At 49.3% G+C, this 15528-nt stretch carries 18 protein-coding genes; 17 read left to right on the top strand and 1 reads right to left on the bottom strand.

All coding sequences use genetic code 11. The features are described 5' to 3' along the window. The first annotated feature begins 7 nt into the window (after positions 1-7). Entirely contained in the window at positions 8-235 is a 228-nt protein-coding gene (locus AB432_RS25825) for a hypothetical protein (protein ID WP_048034729.1), read from the top strand. A 47-nt stretch (positions 236-282) separates the two neighbouring features. After that, positions 283-633 (top strand): DUF2512 family protein, encoded by a 351-nt coding sequence (locus AB432_RS25820; protein ID WP_048034728.1) that lies wholly within the window; start codon positions 283-285, stop codon positions 631-633. Between the two features lie 55 nt (positions 634-688). Here the strand turns inward: AB432_RS25820 and AB432_RS25815 are convergent, their stop codons facing one another. Next, positions 689-1525 (bottom strand): oxidoreductase, encoded by an 837-nt coding sequence (locus AB432_RS25815; protein WP_048034727.1) that lies wholly within the window; start codon positions 1523-1525, stop codon positions 689-691. A 336-nt stretch (positions 1526-1861) separates the two neighbouring features. Here AB432_RS25815 and coxB point away from each other — a divergent pair, with 336 nt between their 5' ends. The 15 genes from coxB (at position 1862) to AB432_RS25735 (ending at position 15523) form a co-directional block, all read left to right on the top strand. After that, the gene (gene coxB, locus AB432_RS25810) at positions 1862-2890 is read left to right on the top strand and encodes a cytochrome c oxidase subunit II (protein ID WP_048034726.1); all 1029 of its coding nucleotides are present in this window, start codon (positions 1862-1864) and stop codon (positions 2888-2890) included. A 71-nt stretch (positions 2891-2961) separates the two neighbouring features. Continuing rightward, positions 2962-4806 (top strand): cytochrome c oxidase subunit I, encoded by a 1845-nt coding sequence (gene ctaD, locus AB432_RS25805; protein WP_048034725.1) that lies wholly within the window; start codon positions 2962-2964, stop codon positions 4804-4806. Further along, positions 4806-5432, top strand: a complete 627-nt coding sequence (locus tag AB432_RS25800; protein WP_048034724.1) for a cytochrome c oxidase subunit 3 — start codon at positions 4806-4808, stop codon at positions 5430-5432. Before ctaD ends, AB432_RS25800 begins: the two co-directional genes overlap by 1 nt. Before the next feature lie 3 nt (positions 5433-5435). After that, complete coding sequence (locus tag AB432_RS25795; RefSeq protein ID WP_007723383.1) at positions 5436-5753, top strand: cytochrome C oxidase subunit IV family protein; 318 nt, start codon at positions 5436-5438, stop codon at positions 5751-5753. A gap of 695 nt (positions 5754-6448) precedes the next feature. Next, positions 6449-6748, top strand: a complete 300-nt coding sequence (locus AB432_RS25785; protein WP_007723387.1) for an EthD family reductase — start codon at positions 6449-6451, stop codon at positions 6746-6748. A 2-nt stretch (positions 6749-6750) separates the two neighbouring features. Next, positions 6751-7212 (top strand): PaaI family thioesterase, encoded by a 462-nt coding sequence (locus AB432_RS25780; RefSeq protein WP_048034722.1) that lies wholly within the window; start codon positions 6751-6753, stop codon positions 7210-7212. A 93-nt stretch (positions 7213-7305) separates the two neighbouring features. Next, on the top strand, positions 7306-7707 hold the full coding sequence (locus AB432_RS25775) for a PaaI family thioesterase (RefSeq protein ID WP_048034721.1): 402 nt from the start codon (positions 7306-7308) through the stop codon (positions 7705-7707). Continuing rightward, positions 7707-8492 (top strand): enoyl-CoA hydratase-related protein, encoded by a 786-nt coding sequence (locus AB432_RS25770; RefSeq protein ID WP_173629206.1) that lies wholly within the window; start codon positions 7707-7709, stop codon positions 8490-8492. The genes AB432_RS25775 and AB432_RS25770 overlap by 1 nt, the downstream gene beginning before the upstream one ends. A 56-nt stretch (positions 8493-8548) precedes the next feature. Beyond that, positions 8549-9877 (top strand): phenylacetate--CoA ligase PaaK, encoded by a 1329-nt coding sequence (gene paaK / locus AB432_RS25765; protein WP_048034720.1) that lies wholly within the window; start codon positions 8549-8551, stop codon positions 9875-9877. A gap of 34 nt (positions 9878-9911) precedes the next feature. Further along, complete coding sequence (locus AB432_RS25760) at positions 9912-10685, top strand: enoyl-CoA hydratase-related protein (RefSeq protein WP_048034719.1); 774 nt, start codon at positions 9912-9914, stop codon at positions 10683-10685. 9 nt (positions 10686-10694) lie between these two features. Then, positions 10695-11474, top strand: coding sequence for an enoyl-CoA hydratase-related protein (locus AB432_RS25755; RefSeq protein ID WP_048034718.1), 780 nt, complete (start codon positions 10695-10697; stop codon positions 11472-11474). Positions 11475-11496: 22 nt separating this feature from the next. Beyond that, positions 11497-12354 (top strand): 3-hydroxyacyl-CoA dehydrogenase family protein, encoded by an 858-nt coding sequence (locus AB432_RS25750; RefSeq protein ID WP_048034717.1) that lies wholly within the window; start codon positions 11497-11499, stop codon positions 12352-12354. Further along, complete coding sequence (locus AB432_RS25745; protein WP_048034716.1) at positions 12338-13093, top strand: 3-hydroxyacyl-CoA dehydrogenase family protein; 756 nt, start codon at positions 12338-12340, stop codon at positions 13091-13093. The genes AB432_RS25750 and AB432_RS25745 overlap by 17 nt, the downstream gene beginning before the upstream one ends. After that, positions 13090-14289, top strand: coding sequence for a thiolase family protein (locus tag AB432_RS25740; RefSeq protein ID WP_048034715.1), 1200 nt, complete (start codon positions 13090-13092; stop codon positions 14287-14289). The genes AB432_RS25745 and AB432_RS25740 overlap by 4 nt, the downstream gene beginning before the upstream one ends. Positions 14290-14323: 34 nt before the next feature. Next, the gene (locus AB432_RS25735; RefSeq protein WP_048034714.1) at positions 14324-15523 is read left to right on the top strand and encodes a thiolase family protein; all 1200 of its coding nucleotides are present in this window, start codon (positions 14324-14326) and stop codon (positions 15521-15523) included. Positions 15524-15528: the final 5 nt, after the last annotated feature.

Genomic DNA, 15528 nt, shown 5'->3' with positions numbered 1-15528 from the left:
AGTTTGTATGTCGACATTTGCTGTCATCGTTATATCCATCATCGTTTGTGCATACGAGCTGCCCCGATTGATTCGGAAGCGGCAGCGCAAAGAGATCGCTGTCTTTCTCGGGTTGATTGTCATTAGTGTTGGCTTGTACGCAGGAGCCGAAAAAGGGGTTGTTCCCAATCCTGTTTATTGGATGGAAATGGTTTACAAGCCGGTATATGACGGCGTTATGACATGGCTGAAGTAAACGAGGGGCATACTGAGTACACCCCCAGTAAAGGAGAGTAAATAGACGTGGACGGTCTTTTGATGAAGCTGCTCGTTAGTCCGGTGTTGGTCGTTTTGGCAGATGCTCTCTTTCCAGAAGTGAATTTCGCAAATCTATATCAGTCCATCGGAGTCGGATTTGTCTTGGCAGTCGCCGGATATTTTTTGGACAGGGCGATTCTTACATCAGGGAGTCTTTGGCTGACAACCATGTTTGACTTGATTATCGGCTTTTTGATCGTTTATGGAAGCATTGTGTTTTTGCCGACGGCTCAAATCGCTGCAATCGGGGCCGGTTTTGTTGCGATATTTTTTGGCGTAGCTGAATATATCCAACATGTTTGGCTGATACGCACAGGACGAACGGAAAGTGCATAGTGTTCAACTCGCAAACACACTCTTCAGGGGGTGTGTTTCTTTTATGGATCAATCATTATGATCGTTTTGTCACGATCCGTTCAATCCATGACCACGGAAGCCAATTTTTTGCGGTGATCGTGAGTGCCACACCTCGGCCAACCGGGTAGCGGAATCGTGGCTTGGGAGTGATGGCCGCATGGACAATCGTCGAGATGACTGCGTCGGGTGCAGGTGCTTTTTCTATGATCGCTTCTACGTGACGCATCAGTTGTTTCATTTGGGAGGCGTAAGGAGAGGCTTCATCAAGCTGTTGGTCTTGCATTCCTTTCTCCCAGATTGCTGTGCGAAAGGAGCCGGGCTCAACAAGCACGACTTCAACCTGAAAGGGTAGCATTTCAAGGCGAAGCGATTCACTGAAGCCTTCGACTGCATGCTTGGATGCGGCATACGGCGAGAGACCGGGGAAACCAAATCGCCCACTGATGCTGCTGACGTTAATAATTCGTCCAGAATGCTGTTGCCGCATATAAGGCAAGACCGCCCGAGTAACGTCGATCAGTCCGAATACATTTACATCGAACTGCTTGCGCCATTCCTCAGACGTGACTTCCTCAGCAAAGCCGCCCAACGCGTAACCGGCATTGTTCACCAACAGATCGATGCGCCCATGCTTTGCAATGATGGAGGAGATCGCATCCTGAATTTGTTCCGGATGCGTAACATCAAGGGAAATGACTTCCAGATGCTCAGAATCTATGTGCAAGCTTGCTAATTTGTCAAGAGGGTCCCTTTTTGCTAGATCACGCATAGCAGCAATTACCTGAAAACCGGCCTTGACTAAAGCGACTGATGCGTGCTTGCCAAAGCCACTTGAGGTACCAGTGACTAGTGCAATTGGTCTTTTTTGCATGGATTTCTCCTTTTAATTGGATGTTATGGTAGTATTTAACTGCAAAGTTCACAAATTTGTTCATAAATTTGTTAACAAAATCATAACAAATAGCCTTTGTATTAAGGAAAATTTATGTATACTTAAATGGTTACCACGCTTGGGTAGAAGTGTACAATACTGCCCCTTACTTTGCTGTTTGTTTTTGGAATAGCTGCTAATACTTTTCCTGATTGGGTATTATAGTTGTGGAAAGTATTGAATGCGATTTCTTAATGCAAATAGAAAAGTTCGAAAACTTCTAGTTGTAGGCGTGGCTAGAACGTTACCAACACGAAGAAAGAGGGGTTCATTGGTATGAAGGGTTGGCAACAGTATTGGCGTCAGTTTTCCCTGTTTGCTCTGCTGGCGCTAGTGTTAACCGGGTGTGGCAAAGATGAGCTCTCAGCGCTCAAGCCCTCTGGTCCGGTAGCTGCGATGCAGTTTGACCTGATGAAGCTGTCCTCCGCTATCATGATCGGCGTCTTCATTGTCGTTATGACGATCTTTACGTACGTCCTTATCCGTTATCGTAAGCGTCCCGGACAGCAAGGCATTCCTAAGCAGGTCGAAGGAAATCATGCACTTGAAATTCTTTGGACGGTAATTCCATTCTTGCTCCTCATCATCATGGCGATTCCAACTGTTACTACCGGTTTCGCACTGCACAAGGAGTACCCGAAAGAGGAAGCTGTTCAAGTAAAGGTTACCGCGCACCAATTCTGGTGGGAATTCGAGTATCCTGATCTTGGAGTAGCGACTGCACAAGACTTGGTATTGCCAGTTGGCAAAAAGGTTCAATTCGTATTATCAGCGTCTGATGTTAAGCACGCATTCTGGATTCCTGCATTGGGCGGTAAAATCGATACGAACCCAGGGCAAGAAAACAAAATGTGGCTGCAAGCAGACAAAACAGGCATTTACTACGGTAAATGTGCGGAGCTCTGTGGAGCGTCCCATGCCTTGATGGACTTCAAGGTAGAAGTAATGGAACAAGCAGATTTTGACACTTGGGTAGCTAACATGAAGGGCGTTCAGGCAAAAGAACCTGCAACGGCAACTTCTCCACTGGCTGCAGAAGGTCAACAAATCTTCGATAAGAGCTGTTTGGGATGTCACGCTGTGGCAGGTAAAGGCGGTAAGATGGGGCCAAACCTGACGAACTTTGCAGATCGCGAACGTGTAGCAGGTATCAAAGCACATACGCCGCAAAACATTGCAGAGTGGCTGAAAGATCCGCAAAAAATGAAGCCAGGCAACAAAATGCCTAACCTCAACCTCGATGACAACCAAGTGAAAGCGCTTGTAGAGTATATGGGGACATTGAGTGTAAGCGAGAAAAAGTAAAGTAAAACCTCATAAAACTTATTGCATTGACAATCGTCATAGGCAGTGACGCTTAAAAAGGAGGTAAACCCGTGTCTGCACATGCTTCTCATGCACCAAATCGCTCGGGGCTGTGGGATTATCTTACGACAGTGGACCATAAGAAGATTGCGATCCTGTACCTGATTGCTGGTGGAATTTTCTTCTTGGCCGGTGGTTTGGAAGCCCTGCTGATTCGTTTGCAGTTGATGTACCCAGAGATTGAATTAGTTGGAGCAAAGACTTTTAACGAATTAATTACGATGCACGGCACTACGATGATTTTCTTGGCGGTTATGCCGGTCATTTTTGCTTTGATGAACGCGATCGTTCCCCTTCAAATCGGTGCTCGCGACGTAGCATTCCCGTTTGTTAACGCACTCGGATTCTGGCTATTCTTCTTCGGGGGAGTGCTACTGAACACAAGCTGGTTCTTGGGTGGCGCACCTGATGCTGGTTGGACATCGTATACAACCTTGGCTTTGAATCAATACAGTGGAATCGGCGTAGACTTCTACGTGCTCGGTTTGCAAATTGCCGGTCTCGGAACGCTGATTGGTGGTATTAACTTCCTGGTTACCATCATCAACATGCGTGCTCCAGGCATGACATTCATGCGCATGCCAATGTTCACCTGGTCGTCCTTTATTACATCCGGTTTGATCCTCTTCGCATTCCCTGCGATTACGGTTGGTTTGGTTCTGTTGATGTTTGACCGTTTGTTCGGCGGAAACTTTTTCAACCCTGACGCAGGTGGTAACGTTGTTATCTGGGAGCACTTGTTCTGGATCTTCGGTCACCCCGAAGTATACATTTTGATTCTCCCGGCATTCGGTATCATTTCTGAAGTGGTTTCTACATTCTCAAGAAAGCGTCTGTTTGGTTACAGCTCCATGGTATTTGCAACTGCGCTGATCGGTTTCTTGGGCTTCATGGTGTGGGCTCACCACATGTTCACAACAGGTTTGGGTGCAATTGCAAACACGCTGTTTGGACTTGCAACCATGTTGATTGCTGTTCCTACAGGTATCAAAATCTTTAACTGGCTGTTGACCATGTGGGGCGGTCAAATCCGCTTCCCTACCGCAAACCTGTTTGCAGTAGGATTTATCCCAACGTTTACAATCGGTGGTATGACAGGGGTTATGCTTGCGGTTCCGCCGGCTGACTACCAATACCATGACAGTTATTTCGTAGTTGCTCACTTCCACTACGTTATCGTAGGGGGTCTCGTATTCGGTCTCTTCGCTGGTCTTTACTACTGGTGGCCGAAAATGTTCGGTAAAATGCTGAACGAAACAATCGGTAAATGGAACTTCTGGACGTTCTTCATTGGTTTCCACCTTACATTCTTCCCGCAACACTTCCTGGGTCTGATGGGGATGCCGCGCCGCGTCTTTACATACCTCAAAGATCAGAACCTGGATATGGGGAACTTTATCAGTACGATTGGTGCATTTGGTATGACGATCGGTACCATCCTATTCTTGATCAACGTAGTCGTTGCAGCGAAGAGCTCCAAACGCGCTCCTGCTGATCCATGGGATGGACGTTCACTCGAATGGGCGATTCCTTCGCCGCCGCCTGAGTACAACTTCGTTCAAACGCCTCTCGTTCGCGGTTTGGATGCGTTGTGGGTGGAGAAAATGGCTGGTAACAAAGGCATGACGCCTGCGGAGCCTATTGGCGACATTCACATGCCATCGCCATCGTTCTTGCCATTCCTGATGTCTCTCGGATTGTTCGTAGCAGGCTACGGCTTTATCTACCACAACTATGTGGTCGTAGTCATTGGATTGCTCTTTACACTCGGCTGCATGTTTACCCGTTCTGTGAAAGACGATCCAGGCTATCACATTCATGAGGATGAACTCGAAGAGAAAGGGGTTAAGGCTTAATGGCTAACCATCACGCACATGCAGTATTGCCTGACGAACCGGAAAAAGCCACCCTTGAAGGCAAGAATAAGGTTCTTGGCTTCTGGCTCTTCCTCGGTGGGGAGACAGTTCTCTTCGGTTCCTTGTTTGCAACATTTATCGCTCTTCGTGATCAGGCAAATGGTGGACCAACGTCCCAAGCGTTGTTTGACATGAATCTCGTTGCCGTGGCAACACTTCTCTTGCTTACCAGCTCGATGACAAGTGTTATGGCTACACTGGCTCTGCACAAAAAAGACCTGAAAAAGATTCAGCTTTGGCTGACCATCACTGTATTACTCGGTCTCGGCTTCCTTGCTTTGGAGATTTACGAGTTCGTACACTATGTGAATGAAGGACTGAAAATGTCTACAAGTGCATTTGCATCTGCCTTCTACACATTGGTTGGATTCCACGGAGCTCACGTAGCGTTCGGGATTAGCTGGATCATCCTTTTGCAAGTATCTGCAACGAAAAAGGGCCTGACGGTAGTAACTGCACCGAAGTTCTATCTGGCATGTCTGTACTGGCACTTTATCGACGTTGTATGGGTATTCATCTTTACCGTGGTATATCTCATGGGTATGATCGGTGGAAAGGTGGGATAATCTATGGGAGCACAAGCTCATAATGAAGAGGTACGCAAGCCGAAAGTCAAACACGAGGGTCCGAAAAGACACCTAGTTGCTTTCATCGGATCTCTCGTATTGACTGCACTGGCATTCATTGCAGTGGCCTATGAAGCAATTCCATCAGGTTTTACCGTACCATTCATCGTTGCTTTGGCCTTCGTTCAAGCGTTCTTCCAGTTGTATGTCTGGATGCACATGGATCAAAAAGGTCATGAGTTTGCACGTATCAGTATTTTTGCAGGGTTATTCGTAATCCTGTTGGCAATTTTCGTCTTTATTTTCTGGGTTTGGATCTAGGAAGTGGAGCGAATAGAAGAGGACAGACATTAGGTCTGTCCTCTTTTTTGTTTTGGAAGTAGCTGTAGTGGAGGGGAAGAAGCGAATTTCCAGTCTACGCTTCGGCCTACGCCCCGCTGAGAGATCGACTGTCCGCTCCGGAATGAATGGCGGGAACGCTTCAAAAGTAGCAGTTTCGAAGAAGGGGTAGCAGAGGTTGAAGCTAAAACCATTCCCGCCATTCATCCCTACGCTGGGTCGGGCTCCAGAGGCGCTTGGACTGGAAATTCGCTTCTTCCCACGAGGCTTTTATTAAATTCCGAGAAAGCTATTTCAACGGGGATTCCTTGAAATTCCCCAACAAATGTTTGAAAAACCGAAGACAGCCACATCTGTTCGAAAGTCCTGTCACATGCTTGGAAGGAGATCCTCCGAACGAAGAGAGGATACAGGCGACTGGAAAACAGGTGGGAGGGCTCCCCCGACCACAAAAGCTGGAAGACTCCCCATCGAAGCATATTCTGTCAGCCTTTTTCCAGTCATAAACATGAAGAAAAGGGGGGATACAATCCGACAGAGTTTTCTTGCTTTTTGAAAAATACTTGCACCTGTCACGAAGGCTTTATATAATAAAAATATTAACATGCGTTAAAATAACGTTATATGAATTAGTCGTCACACATTGTGACTATAATCTGAGGAAAGCAGGGATCATGATGGTGAAATTGGTAGCAATTTATCGCAAGCCCGAAGATATCGATGCTTTTGACAAGCATTATTTCGAGGTACATGGCCCATTGGCAGAAAAAATGCCTGGCTTAATCAAAATGGAAGTGAGCAAAATCTACGGAACACCAATGGGAGAATCCGACCTGCATCTGATGGCAGAAATGTATTTTGAATCAAAAGAAGCTTTGATGGAAGCGTTATCATCTCCAGAAGGTCGCGCAGCAGGAAAAGACCTCCGTGGCTTCGCTGGACCAATTGTGTCCATGCATTTTGCAGAAGTAGTTTAATCATGACCACGAAAAGATTGATAGACGAACAAGCGCTCCATCAGAAGCATTACGCAGAGATTTGTGAAAAGCTAAAGCAAGATCCATTTGCACAATTTTTAGGTATCAAGCTGATTGAGCTGGGAGAAGGAACGGCGACAGCGGAAGTCACAGTTGCCGAGCATATGCTAAATGCGCACGGCACCGCTCATGGCGCGATCATCTTCTCCCTAGCAGACTTTGTTTTTGCAGCAGCCTGTAATTCCTATGGGAAAACGTCTGTGGCACTGTCGATGAACATCGGATTTTTGGCTGCTGCCATGAAAGGGAATCGCTTAGTGGCAACAGCGACAGAAGAGAAGAAAAACAATCGCACAGCCTGGTATCGTATCCGTGTAGAAACGGAGCATGGCCTGGTAGCGACATTGGATGCACTGGCATACCGGAAAAGTGATTACTTCGTCGAGATCGACGAAAACGAATAACTGACAGCGAAAATAAAACGGAGAAAGGATGCCAAAAGCCATGTGCTTAGGCTCCTTTCACTGTTTCAAGACGATACGAGAAAGGGGGCAAAGATGTCAGTGGAGATCCGTAATCGATTCAACCACTACCTGGGCATAGAAGTTGTGCACCGAGATGAACAGGGCTGTAAGGTAGCACTGAAAATTCGCCCCGAGCTGTTCAATAGCATCGAAGGTGTCGTACACGGAGGCGTTACGGCGACATTAGCCGATGTGGCAATGGGGCATGGGGCAGCACCTCATGTGGATGGCGTACAGCAATGTGTGACGGTGGAGAGCAAGATTCAATACCTGCACCCCGCTCGCGGTGAGATACTTGAGGCACAATCCCATGTATTGAAACAAGGAAAAAGCTTGATCGTGATGGAAGCACGCGTGACTTGTGATGGCAAGCTTGTGGCTTTTGCTACCGGCACGTATGCGCGGGTTAACCCGCCTGCACAAGGAGGACGTTGATGATGGAAGAGAGCGTTCGTTTTGAACGTGAAGGACATATAGGACTGATTACACTAAATCGCCCAGACGAGCTGAATGCGCTGAACTACAATACATTGGAGCGCCTGGGAAACTTGATTGAGCAGGTGCGCCTGGATGCAAAAGAGATTCGCGTGGTCATCGTGAAGGCAGAAGGGCGAGCATTTAGTGCAGGGGCAGATTTAAAGGAGCGCCGTACACTGACGGAACAGCAGGTACGCCGCAATGTCCGCAAAATCCGCGATGTATTTACTGCGTTGGAGAGGCTTCCGCAGCCGACGATTGCCATGATCAACGGATTTGCTTTTGGCGGGGGTTTTGAGTTAGCACTGGCCTGTGATTTCCGCTATGCCGTCGCAGATGCCAAAATGGGTCTGACAGAGGTGAGCTTGGGCATCATTCCTGGGGCGGGTGGTACGCAGCGGCTTTCTCGCTTGATCGGACCTTCGAAGGCAAAGGAGCTGATCCTGACTGCCAGGCGCATCCAAGCGGAGGAAGCGTATCAAATCGGTTTTGTCAATGCGATTGCAAAAGATACAGAGGAGCTTCGTGAACTGGCAATGGGGCTGGCAAACGAGATTTTGGCAAATGCTCCGCTGGCGGTTTATCAGGCAAAATCAGCTATTGATCGCGGAAGCAGTGTCGATTTGCAGACAGGTCTGGATATCGAAACCATGTGCTATGAAGTGATTATTCCCACGACAGATCGTTTGGAAGCATTGGAAGCCTTTCGCGAAAAGCGAAAACCAGTTTTTAAGGGCGAGTAACATTTTCAAATACGTACTCCTACTGAGTCATAACGCAAGGGAATGAGGGAAGCGACATGATCTTTAATACAGAAATGGAAACGCTACCAAGAGAGAAAATGACGGAACTGCAACTGGCACGCTTGAAAGAAACGGTCAAACGCGTATATGAGCGCGTTCCTTTCCACACAAAAGCATTCAATGAGGCTGGTGTGAAACCAGAAGATATCCAATCAATCGAAGACATACAGAAGCTTCCATTTATGAAAAAGACAGATTTGCGAGAAAATTACCCGTTCAATCTGTTTGCAGTCGAAATGAAGGAAGTAGCACGCATTCACGGTTCATCCGGGACAAAAGGAAAACCGACTGTTGTCGGTTACACCAAAAAAGATCTGGAGAATTGGGCAGAAATCGTGGCGCGCGCCATTTGCTGTGCAGGCGGAGAGCCGGGAGACATTTTCCATAACGCGTATGGCTACGGCCTTTTTACAGGAGGTTTGGGTCTGCACAACGGCATCGAGCACATGGGCGCAGTCGCAGTGCCAGTATCCGGTGGCAATACCTCCCGTCAAATTACGTTGATCGAGGACTTCAAACCACGTGGCATTGCAGCAACGCCATCCTATGTCCTCAATATCGTGGAAGAGATGAAGAAGCAAGGAATCGATCCACGTGGGACGAGTGTTAAGTACGGGATTTTTGGTGCAGAACCGTGGTCAGAAGAAATGCGCGTACAGTTGGAGCATGAGCTCGACATTAAAGCCGTGGACATTTACGGGCTGAGCGAAGTGATGGGGCCAGGTGTTTCCATTGAATGTCATGAAGTGCAGAATGGTCTGCATATCGCAGAAGACCATTTCTACGCAGAAATTATCGATCCGAATACTGGAGAAGTGCTCCCATACGGACAAGAAGGTGAGCTGGTATTCACGTCGCTGACGAAAGAAGCATTCCCGGTTGTGCGCTACCGTACGGGTGATATCGCTTCCCTCAATCCTGAGCCCTGTAAGTGCGGACGGACAACCATGCGGATGTCTCGCATCAAAGGGCGTGTAGATGACATGCTCATTATTCGCGGGGTCAATGTGTTCCCGACAGAGATCGAATCCGTTCTGCTTACCTTCAACCAATTGGCTCCACACTATCAAGTCGTCATTGAACGCGACGGTGCCCTCGACCGTTTTGAGGTGCACTGCGAGTTGACACCAGCATATGCAAATGAGATCAGTGGGAATGACAGCTCTGCACTCTCGCCATTGGTGAAAGAAATCTGTCATGACATCAAAAATACGTTGGGCGTGTCTGTGGTACTGCGGGTGCAACCGCCGAATTCCTTGACGCGCAGCGAAGGAAAAGCGATTCGTGTCGTGGATAACCGGAACAAATCACAGGCAGCTATTTAAACCAGCTCCTGTAAAAAAAAGGGTGTGACAGTTCATGGCCTATGAATATATTAGCGTAGCCAGTGAAGATGGTGTCGGTATCATTACGTTGAATCGACCGAAGATTCTAAACGCACTGAATTTGCAGCTCGTCGACGAATTGGTTGACCAGCTGGAGCAAATGGACCGCGACCCGGATATTCGGGTGATCATCCTGACTGGCAACGCGAGGGCGTTCGCAGCGGGTGCTGACATTAATGAAATGGCGGAAGCATCAGCCATCGATATCATGAAGCGCAATCAGTTCGCGGTTTGGGATCGCATCTCACTCATATCCAAGCCGATTATTGGTGCCGTCAGCGGTTTTGTGCTCGGTGGTGGCTGTGAATTAATGATGAACTGCGATATGGTGATCGCTTCGGAGACAGCCGTCATTGGTCAACCGGAAATCAAGCTTGGTGTCATGCCTGGGGCTGGTGGTACACAGCGTCTGACGCGTGTAGTAGGTGAGCGAAAAGCACTGGAGATGCTGCTCACAGGTGAACCGATTTCGGCCAAAGAAGCGTTGAAATACGGACTGGTCAATCGGGTAGTGCCAGTGGAGGCGTACTATCAGGAAGCGCTCAAGCTGGCGAAGCAAATCGCCCAGCAGCCGCCACTCGCGGTACAGGTCATCAAAAAAGCCGTGTACAAAGCTGGGGATCTTCCCCTTCAAGAGGGAATGGATTACGAGCGAAACGGCTTTTATCTTCTTTTGGCAAGTGAAGATCGAAAAGAAGGCATGCAAGCTTTTCTGGAGAAGCGCAAACCCCGTTTTACGGGAAATTAGGAGGCGGCCATGTACGAAACGATTCTTTATGAAGTGTCAGAAGGCGTAGCAGTGGTGACTTTGAATCGTCCAGACAAATTCAATGCGTTTACAGCCGTCATGAATATGGAAATCACCGATGCGTTGAAGCAGGCGCAGAAGGATGCGGATGTGCGTTGCGTCGTTCTTACCGGAGCAGGGCGGGCGTTCAATGCGGGTCAGGATCTCAGTGACGTTTCTGATGGAGGAGATGTGGATTACGGTGGTTTCTTACGGGATCGCTACAATCCAATGATCCTCCAGTTTCAAAAAACCGAGAAACCAATCATCGCAGCGGTTAACGGTGTTGCAGCAGGTGCAGGCATGAGTGTTGCGCTGGCGTGCGATATTCGCCTGGCTTCGGAAAAGGCATCCTTCGTCAATGCTTTTGTCAACATCGGGCTCGTTCCTGATTCAGGAGGCTGCTATTTCTTGCCGCGCATCGTCGGGATCGGCAAGGCGTTGGAGCTGGCGATGACGGGGGAAAAGGTATCCGCTGAGGAAGCACTGCGAATTGGATTGGTCAATCAGGTGTACCCTGCGGAAAGCTTCATGGAGGATGCGTTGGCGTATGCGCGCAAGCTGGCGTTACTGCCGACGAAGGGGATTGGTTTGATCAAGCGCACGATGTACAAGGGGCTTGAGATGGGGTTGGAAGAGACCTTGGCATATGAAGCTTTTGCACAAGAAGCGGCTGGCAGCACAGCGGATCATAAGGAAGGGGTCACCGCTTTCATGGAAAAACGTGCGCCTCGTTTTACAGGCCGTTAGAGGCGAAGGGAGGCAAGCCCAAGTGAGTATAAAAACAGTAGGCGTCATTGGGGCGGGAACAATGGGAGCGGGGATCGCTCTCGTCTGTGCTCGCAAAGGACATCAGGTCATGCTGCTGGATGCAAATAAGGCGGTGCTGGACAAAGCGCTTGTCTATTTGGAATCGATCCTGACAAAAGATGTGGAGAAAAACAAAATCAGTGAACAAGAAATGACAGAGACGCTAGAGCTGGTCCATCTCGTATCGGAAATAGAGCAGTTGGCAGACTGCGATATCGTCATCGAAGCGGTGCCAGAGCGTCTTGATTTGAAAAAAAGCATTTTCAGCCAGCTTTCTGGGATTTGCAGAGAGGATGCCCTCTTATTAACGAATACTTCCTCTATCTCGATTACGGAGATTGCAGGGGGGCTTTCGCATCCCGAGCGCATTCTCGGATTTCATTTTTTCAATCCGGCACCCGTCATGCCGTTGGTTGAGGTTATTCGCGGGAAAAAATCGAGCGAGGAAAATGTGGAGGTGGCGTATCGATTTGCGCAAGAGTTGGGCAAGGTGCCTGTTCTGGTGACGGACACCCCTGGCTTTATCGTCAATCGAATCGCGCGGCCTTACTATAATGAAGCATTGCGTATACTTGGCGATCATGTGGCAGGTGTGGAGCAGATTGACCGCATTATGAAGCTGGCGGGTGGATTCAAAATGGGACCGTTTGAGCTTCAAGACATGATTGGCATCGACATCAATTTTGCCACCACCAAATCGGTCTATACTGACTTCTTCCATGAAGGACGATTTAAGCCTAGCCGGATTCAGCAACAAATGGTTCAATCCGGTAGCTTGGGCAGAAAGACGGGGGAAGGCTTCTATGACTACAACAAATAAGGCTGTATTGCTCGTGGGCACAAGCCCGCTGTACGCAGAGTTGAATCATTTGATGATGGAAAGAGGCTACCAGGTGCTTACGCTTGCAGAAGCGATGGCGGAACCTGAGTTGGTTGAATTGGCTGTGGAAGTAAATAGCGTTGATTTGCAGGCGAAAAAGAGGCAGATGCGCGAGTTGGATGATCTATTGCCACCAAACGTACCGATCATCACGACTTCGCTCGCGATTACAGCGACAGAGGTAGCGTCATGGACACAGCATCCTGAACGCGTTTGCGGGTTTGGAACGCTCGTGCCCTTGATTGAACGGGAGCTGATCGAGATTGCCCCCGCCCTGCAAACGGAGCTGGATACGATTCAAGTAACGCAAGACTTCTTTCAGTCGCTCGGGAAAGAGACGGAAATCGTAAACGACGAGGTAGGTCTCGTATTCCCGCGCATTTTAACGCTCATTATCAACGAGGCTGCCTTTACCCTGATGGAAAAAGCAGCAACCGCTACCGATATCGATATTGCAATGAAAAAAGGCACCAACTACCCATACGGCCCTCTCGAATGGGCAGACCGCATCGGTTTGGATGAGATTTTTGCGATATCGAGAGGCTTGCAGCGCGATCTGGCCGAGGAGCGTTATCGCACTGCGCCGCTATTACGCAAGCTGGTGCTGGCAGGGCGTGTCGGCGTACGCAGTGGGCAAGGCTTTTACACGTACGAGGACAAAGTGGGTGTAGAGGCATGAGCTTGACTAACAAGGAGGTGTACGTAGCAGCAGCAGTACGTACACCAATCGGCAAGCTGGGCGGAAGTCTGAAGAACACCCCCATCGACGACCTGACAGCCATTGTCTTGAATGGAGCACTTGCGAAGGCAGGACAATCCGGTGAGATTGTTGATGGGGTCATCATGGGTAACGTCATATCGGCAGGACCGTTTATTAACATTGCACGCGTTGGTTTGTTAAAAGCAGGGCTTCCTAACACCATACCTGGTCTGACTGTGAATCGGGTGTGTGCATCCGGGCTAGAGGCAGTCAATTTGGCTGCGCAGTCCATCCAGGCAGGACATAGTCAGGTTATGCTGGCGGGCGGTGTAGAGAATTTGACTCGTTCACCGTACATCATGGAAAAATTCGAGCAGCCGTATCAACGCGGCGGACAGACGCTGGTCGAGTCTTTTGGCGGACCTCGTTCTGCTCCTGTCTCGCTGTATGGTGAACTGACCATGGGAGATACAGCGGAAAACGTGGCGGAGCAATTCGGCATCAGTCGTGAAGATCAGGATCGTTTTGCGGCAGAGAGTCAGTCTCGGGCTATCAACGCGATAGATGCAGGTCTGTTCCGCGATGAGATTATTCCAGTCACGTTAAAAGGGAAAAAAGGGGAAGAAACGCTGTTTGATACGGATGAATTCCCAAGAAGAGATTCCAGTGTGGAGTCATTGTCCAAGTTGCGACCTGCCTTCCGAAAAGAGGGGAGCGTCACAGCAGGCAACTCCTCCGGTATCAATGATGGCGCAGCAGCCTTGCTCTTGATGAATGAAGAAATGCTGCAAAAAACAGGCGTCGCTCCTCTGGGGCGCATTGTTCATTTCGTCAGTGCTGGTGTTGATCCACGCATTATGGGCATTGGTCCGGTCTCTGCGATCCGCAAGCTGCTCGCAGAGACGAACATGACCGTAGAGCAAATCGACTTGTTTGAGTTAAATGAAGCTTTTGCTTCCCAGTCACTCGCCTGCATGCGCGAGCTGGGACTGGACCCTTTGAAAACCAATGTAAACGGTGGCGCAATCGCGTTGGGTCATCCACTCGGCATGAGCGGTGCCCGACTGGCAGGTACGATTCTTTTCGAGCTGAGACGTCGCCAAAAGAAATACGGAATCGTTTCGTTGTGTATAGGCGGCGGTCAAGGATTGGCCACGTTGGTAGAAGCGCTATAGAAAAAAAGCCCTCGTGCATGGGAGGAGTGGAAGAATGAGTACACCTGTCATCATAGATGCTGTACGCACGCCAATCGGTCGTATTGGTGGTGCGTTGAAGGATGTGCGCCCGGACGACCTGGGTGCATTGGTGATTCAAAAATTGCTGGAACGCAACTCCATCGATCCGAAAACGATTGATGATGTCATTATGGGCTGTGCCAATCAGGCTGGGGAGGACAACCGCAATGTCGCGCGTATGTCACTTCTGTTGGCGGGATTGCCTGTCGAGGTGCCGGGAGTGACAGTGAACCGCCTGTGCGGCTCAGGTCTGGAGGCTGTGAACCAAAGCGCGAATGCAATCAAAGCTGGAGCAGGTCACGTCTATATTGCGGGCGGGACAGAGAGTATGACACGCTCTCCGCTGGTGATGATGAAGCCTGGTACGGCTTTTCAGCGCGGCAATCAGCAGTTGGTCGATACGACGTTGGGCTGGCGCTTGGTTAACGAAAAAATGAAAGAGATGTATCCGCCGATCAGTTTGGGGGAGACAGCGGAGAAGGTAGCGGAGCAATACGGCATTAGCCGTGAAGCGCAAGATGAGTTTGCTTTGCGCAGTCAGCATAATTATGCATGTGCCTTGGCAGAAGGAAAGTGGGAGGCAGAGATCGTTCCCGTAGAGCTGAAAGGGCGAAAAGGTGAGGTTACGCTGTTTGAACACGATGAGCATGCACGTCCGGAGACGACCATCGAACAGCTTCAAAAGCTGAAACCAGCATTCCAGGCAGATGGCAGCGTCACAGCAGGCAACTCCAGCGGTCTAAACGATGGAGCATGCGCTCTGCTTATCATGGAACAGGAAGCGGCTCTTGCAGCCGGCTTGAAGCCTCGTGCAAGAATCGTTGCATCCTCAGTGGCCGGTGTCGATCCTTCCGTGATGGGAATTGGACCTGTACCTGCTACACGCAAAGTGCTGAAGCAGGCAGGCTTGTCATTGGAGCAAATTGATCTGTTCGAATTCAACGAGGCTTTTGCGGCACAGGCAGTAGCGAGTGTACGTGAGCTAGGGATCAACCCTGATCTGGTCAACGTAAATGGCGGAGCGATTGCTTTGGGCCATCCGCTCGGATGTAGCGGTGCGCGTATCCTGACTACTCTGTTGTATGAAATGGAGCGTCGTGATGCCCGATACGGGTTGGCAGCGATGTGCATTGGAGTTGGACAGGGGATTGCGACGATTATCGAGCGTGTGTAGCTTGG

Origin of the sequence: Brevibacillus brevis (assembly GCF_001039275.2) — a bacterium.
In the GTDB taxonomy this organism is placed as follows: domain Bacteria; phylum Bacillota; class Bacilli; order Brevibacillales; family Brevibacillaceae; genus Brevibacillus; species Brevibacillus brevis_C.
This window is presented reverse-complemented; position numbering and strand designations above follow the sequence as displayed.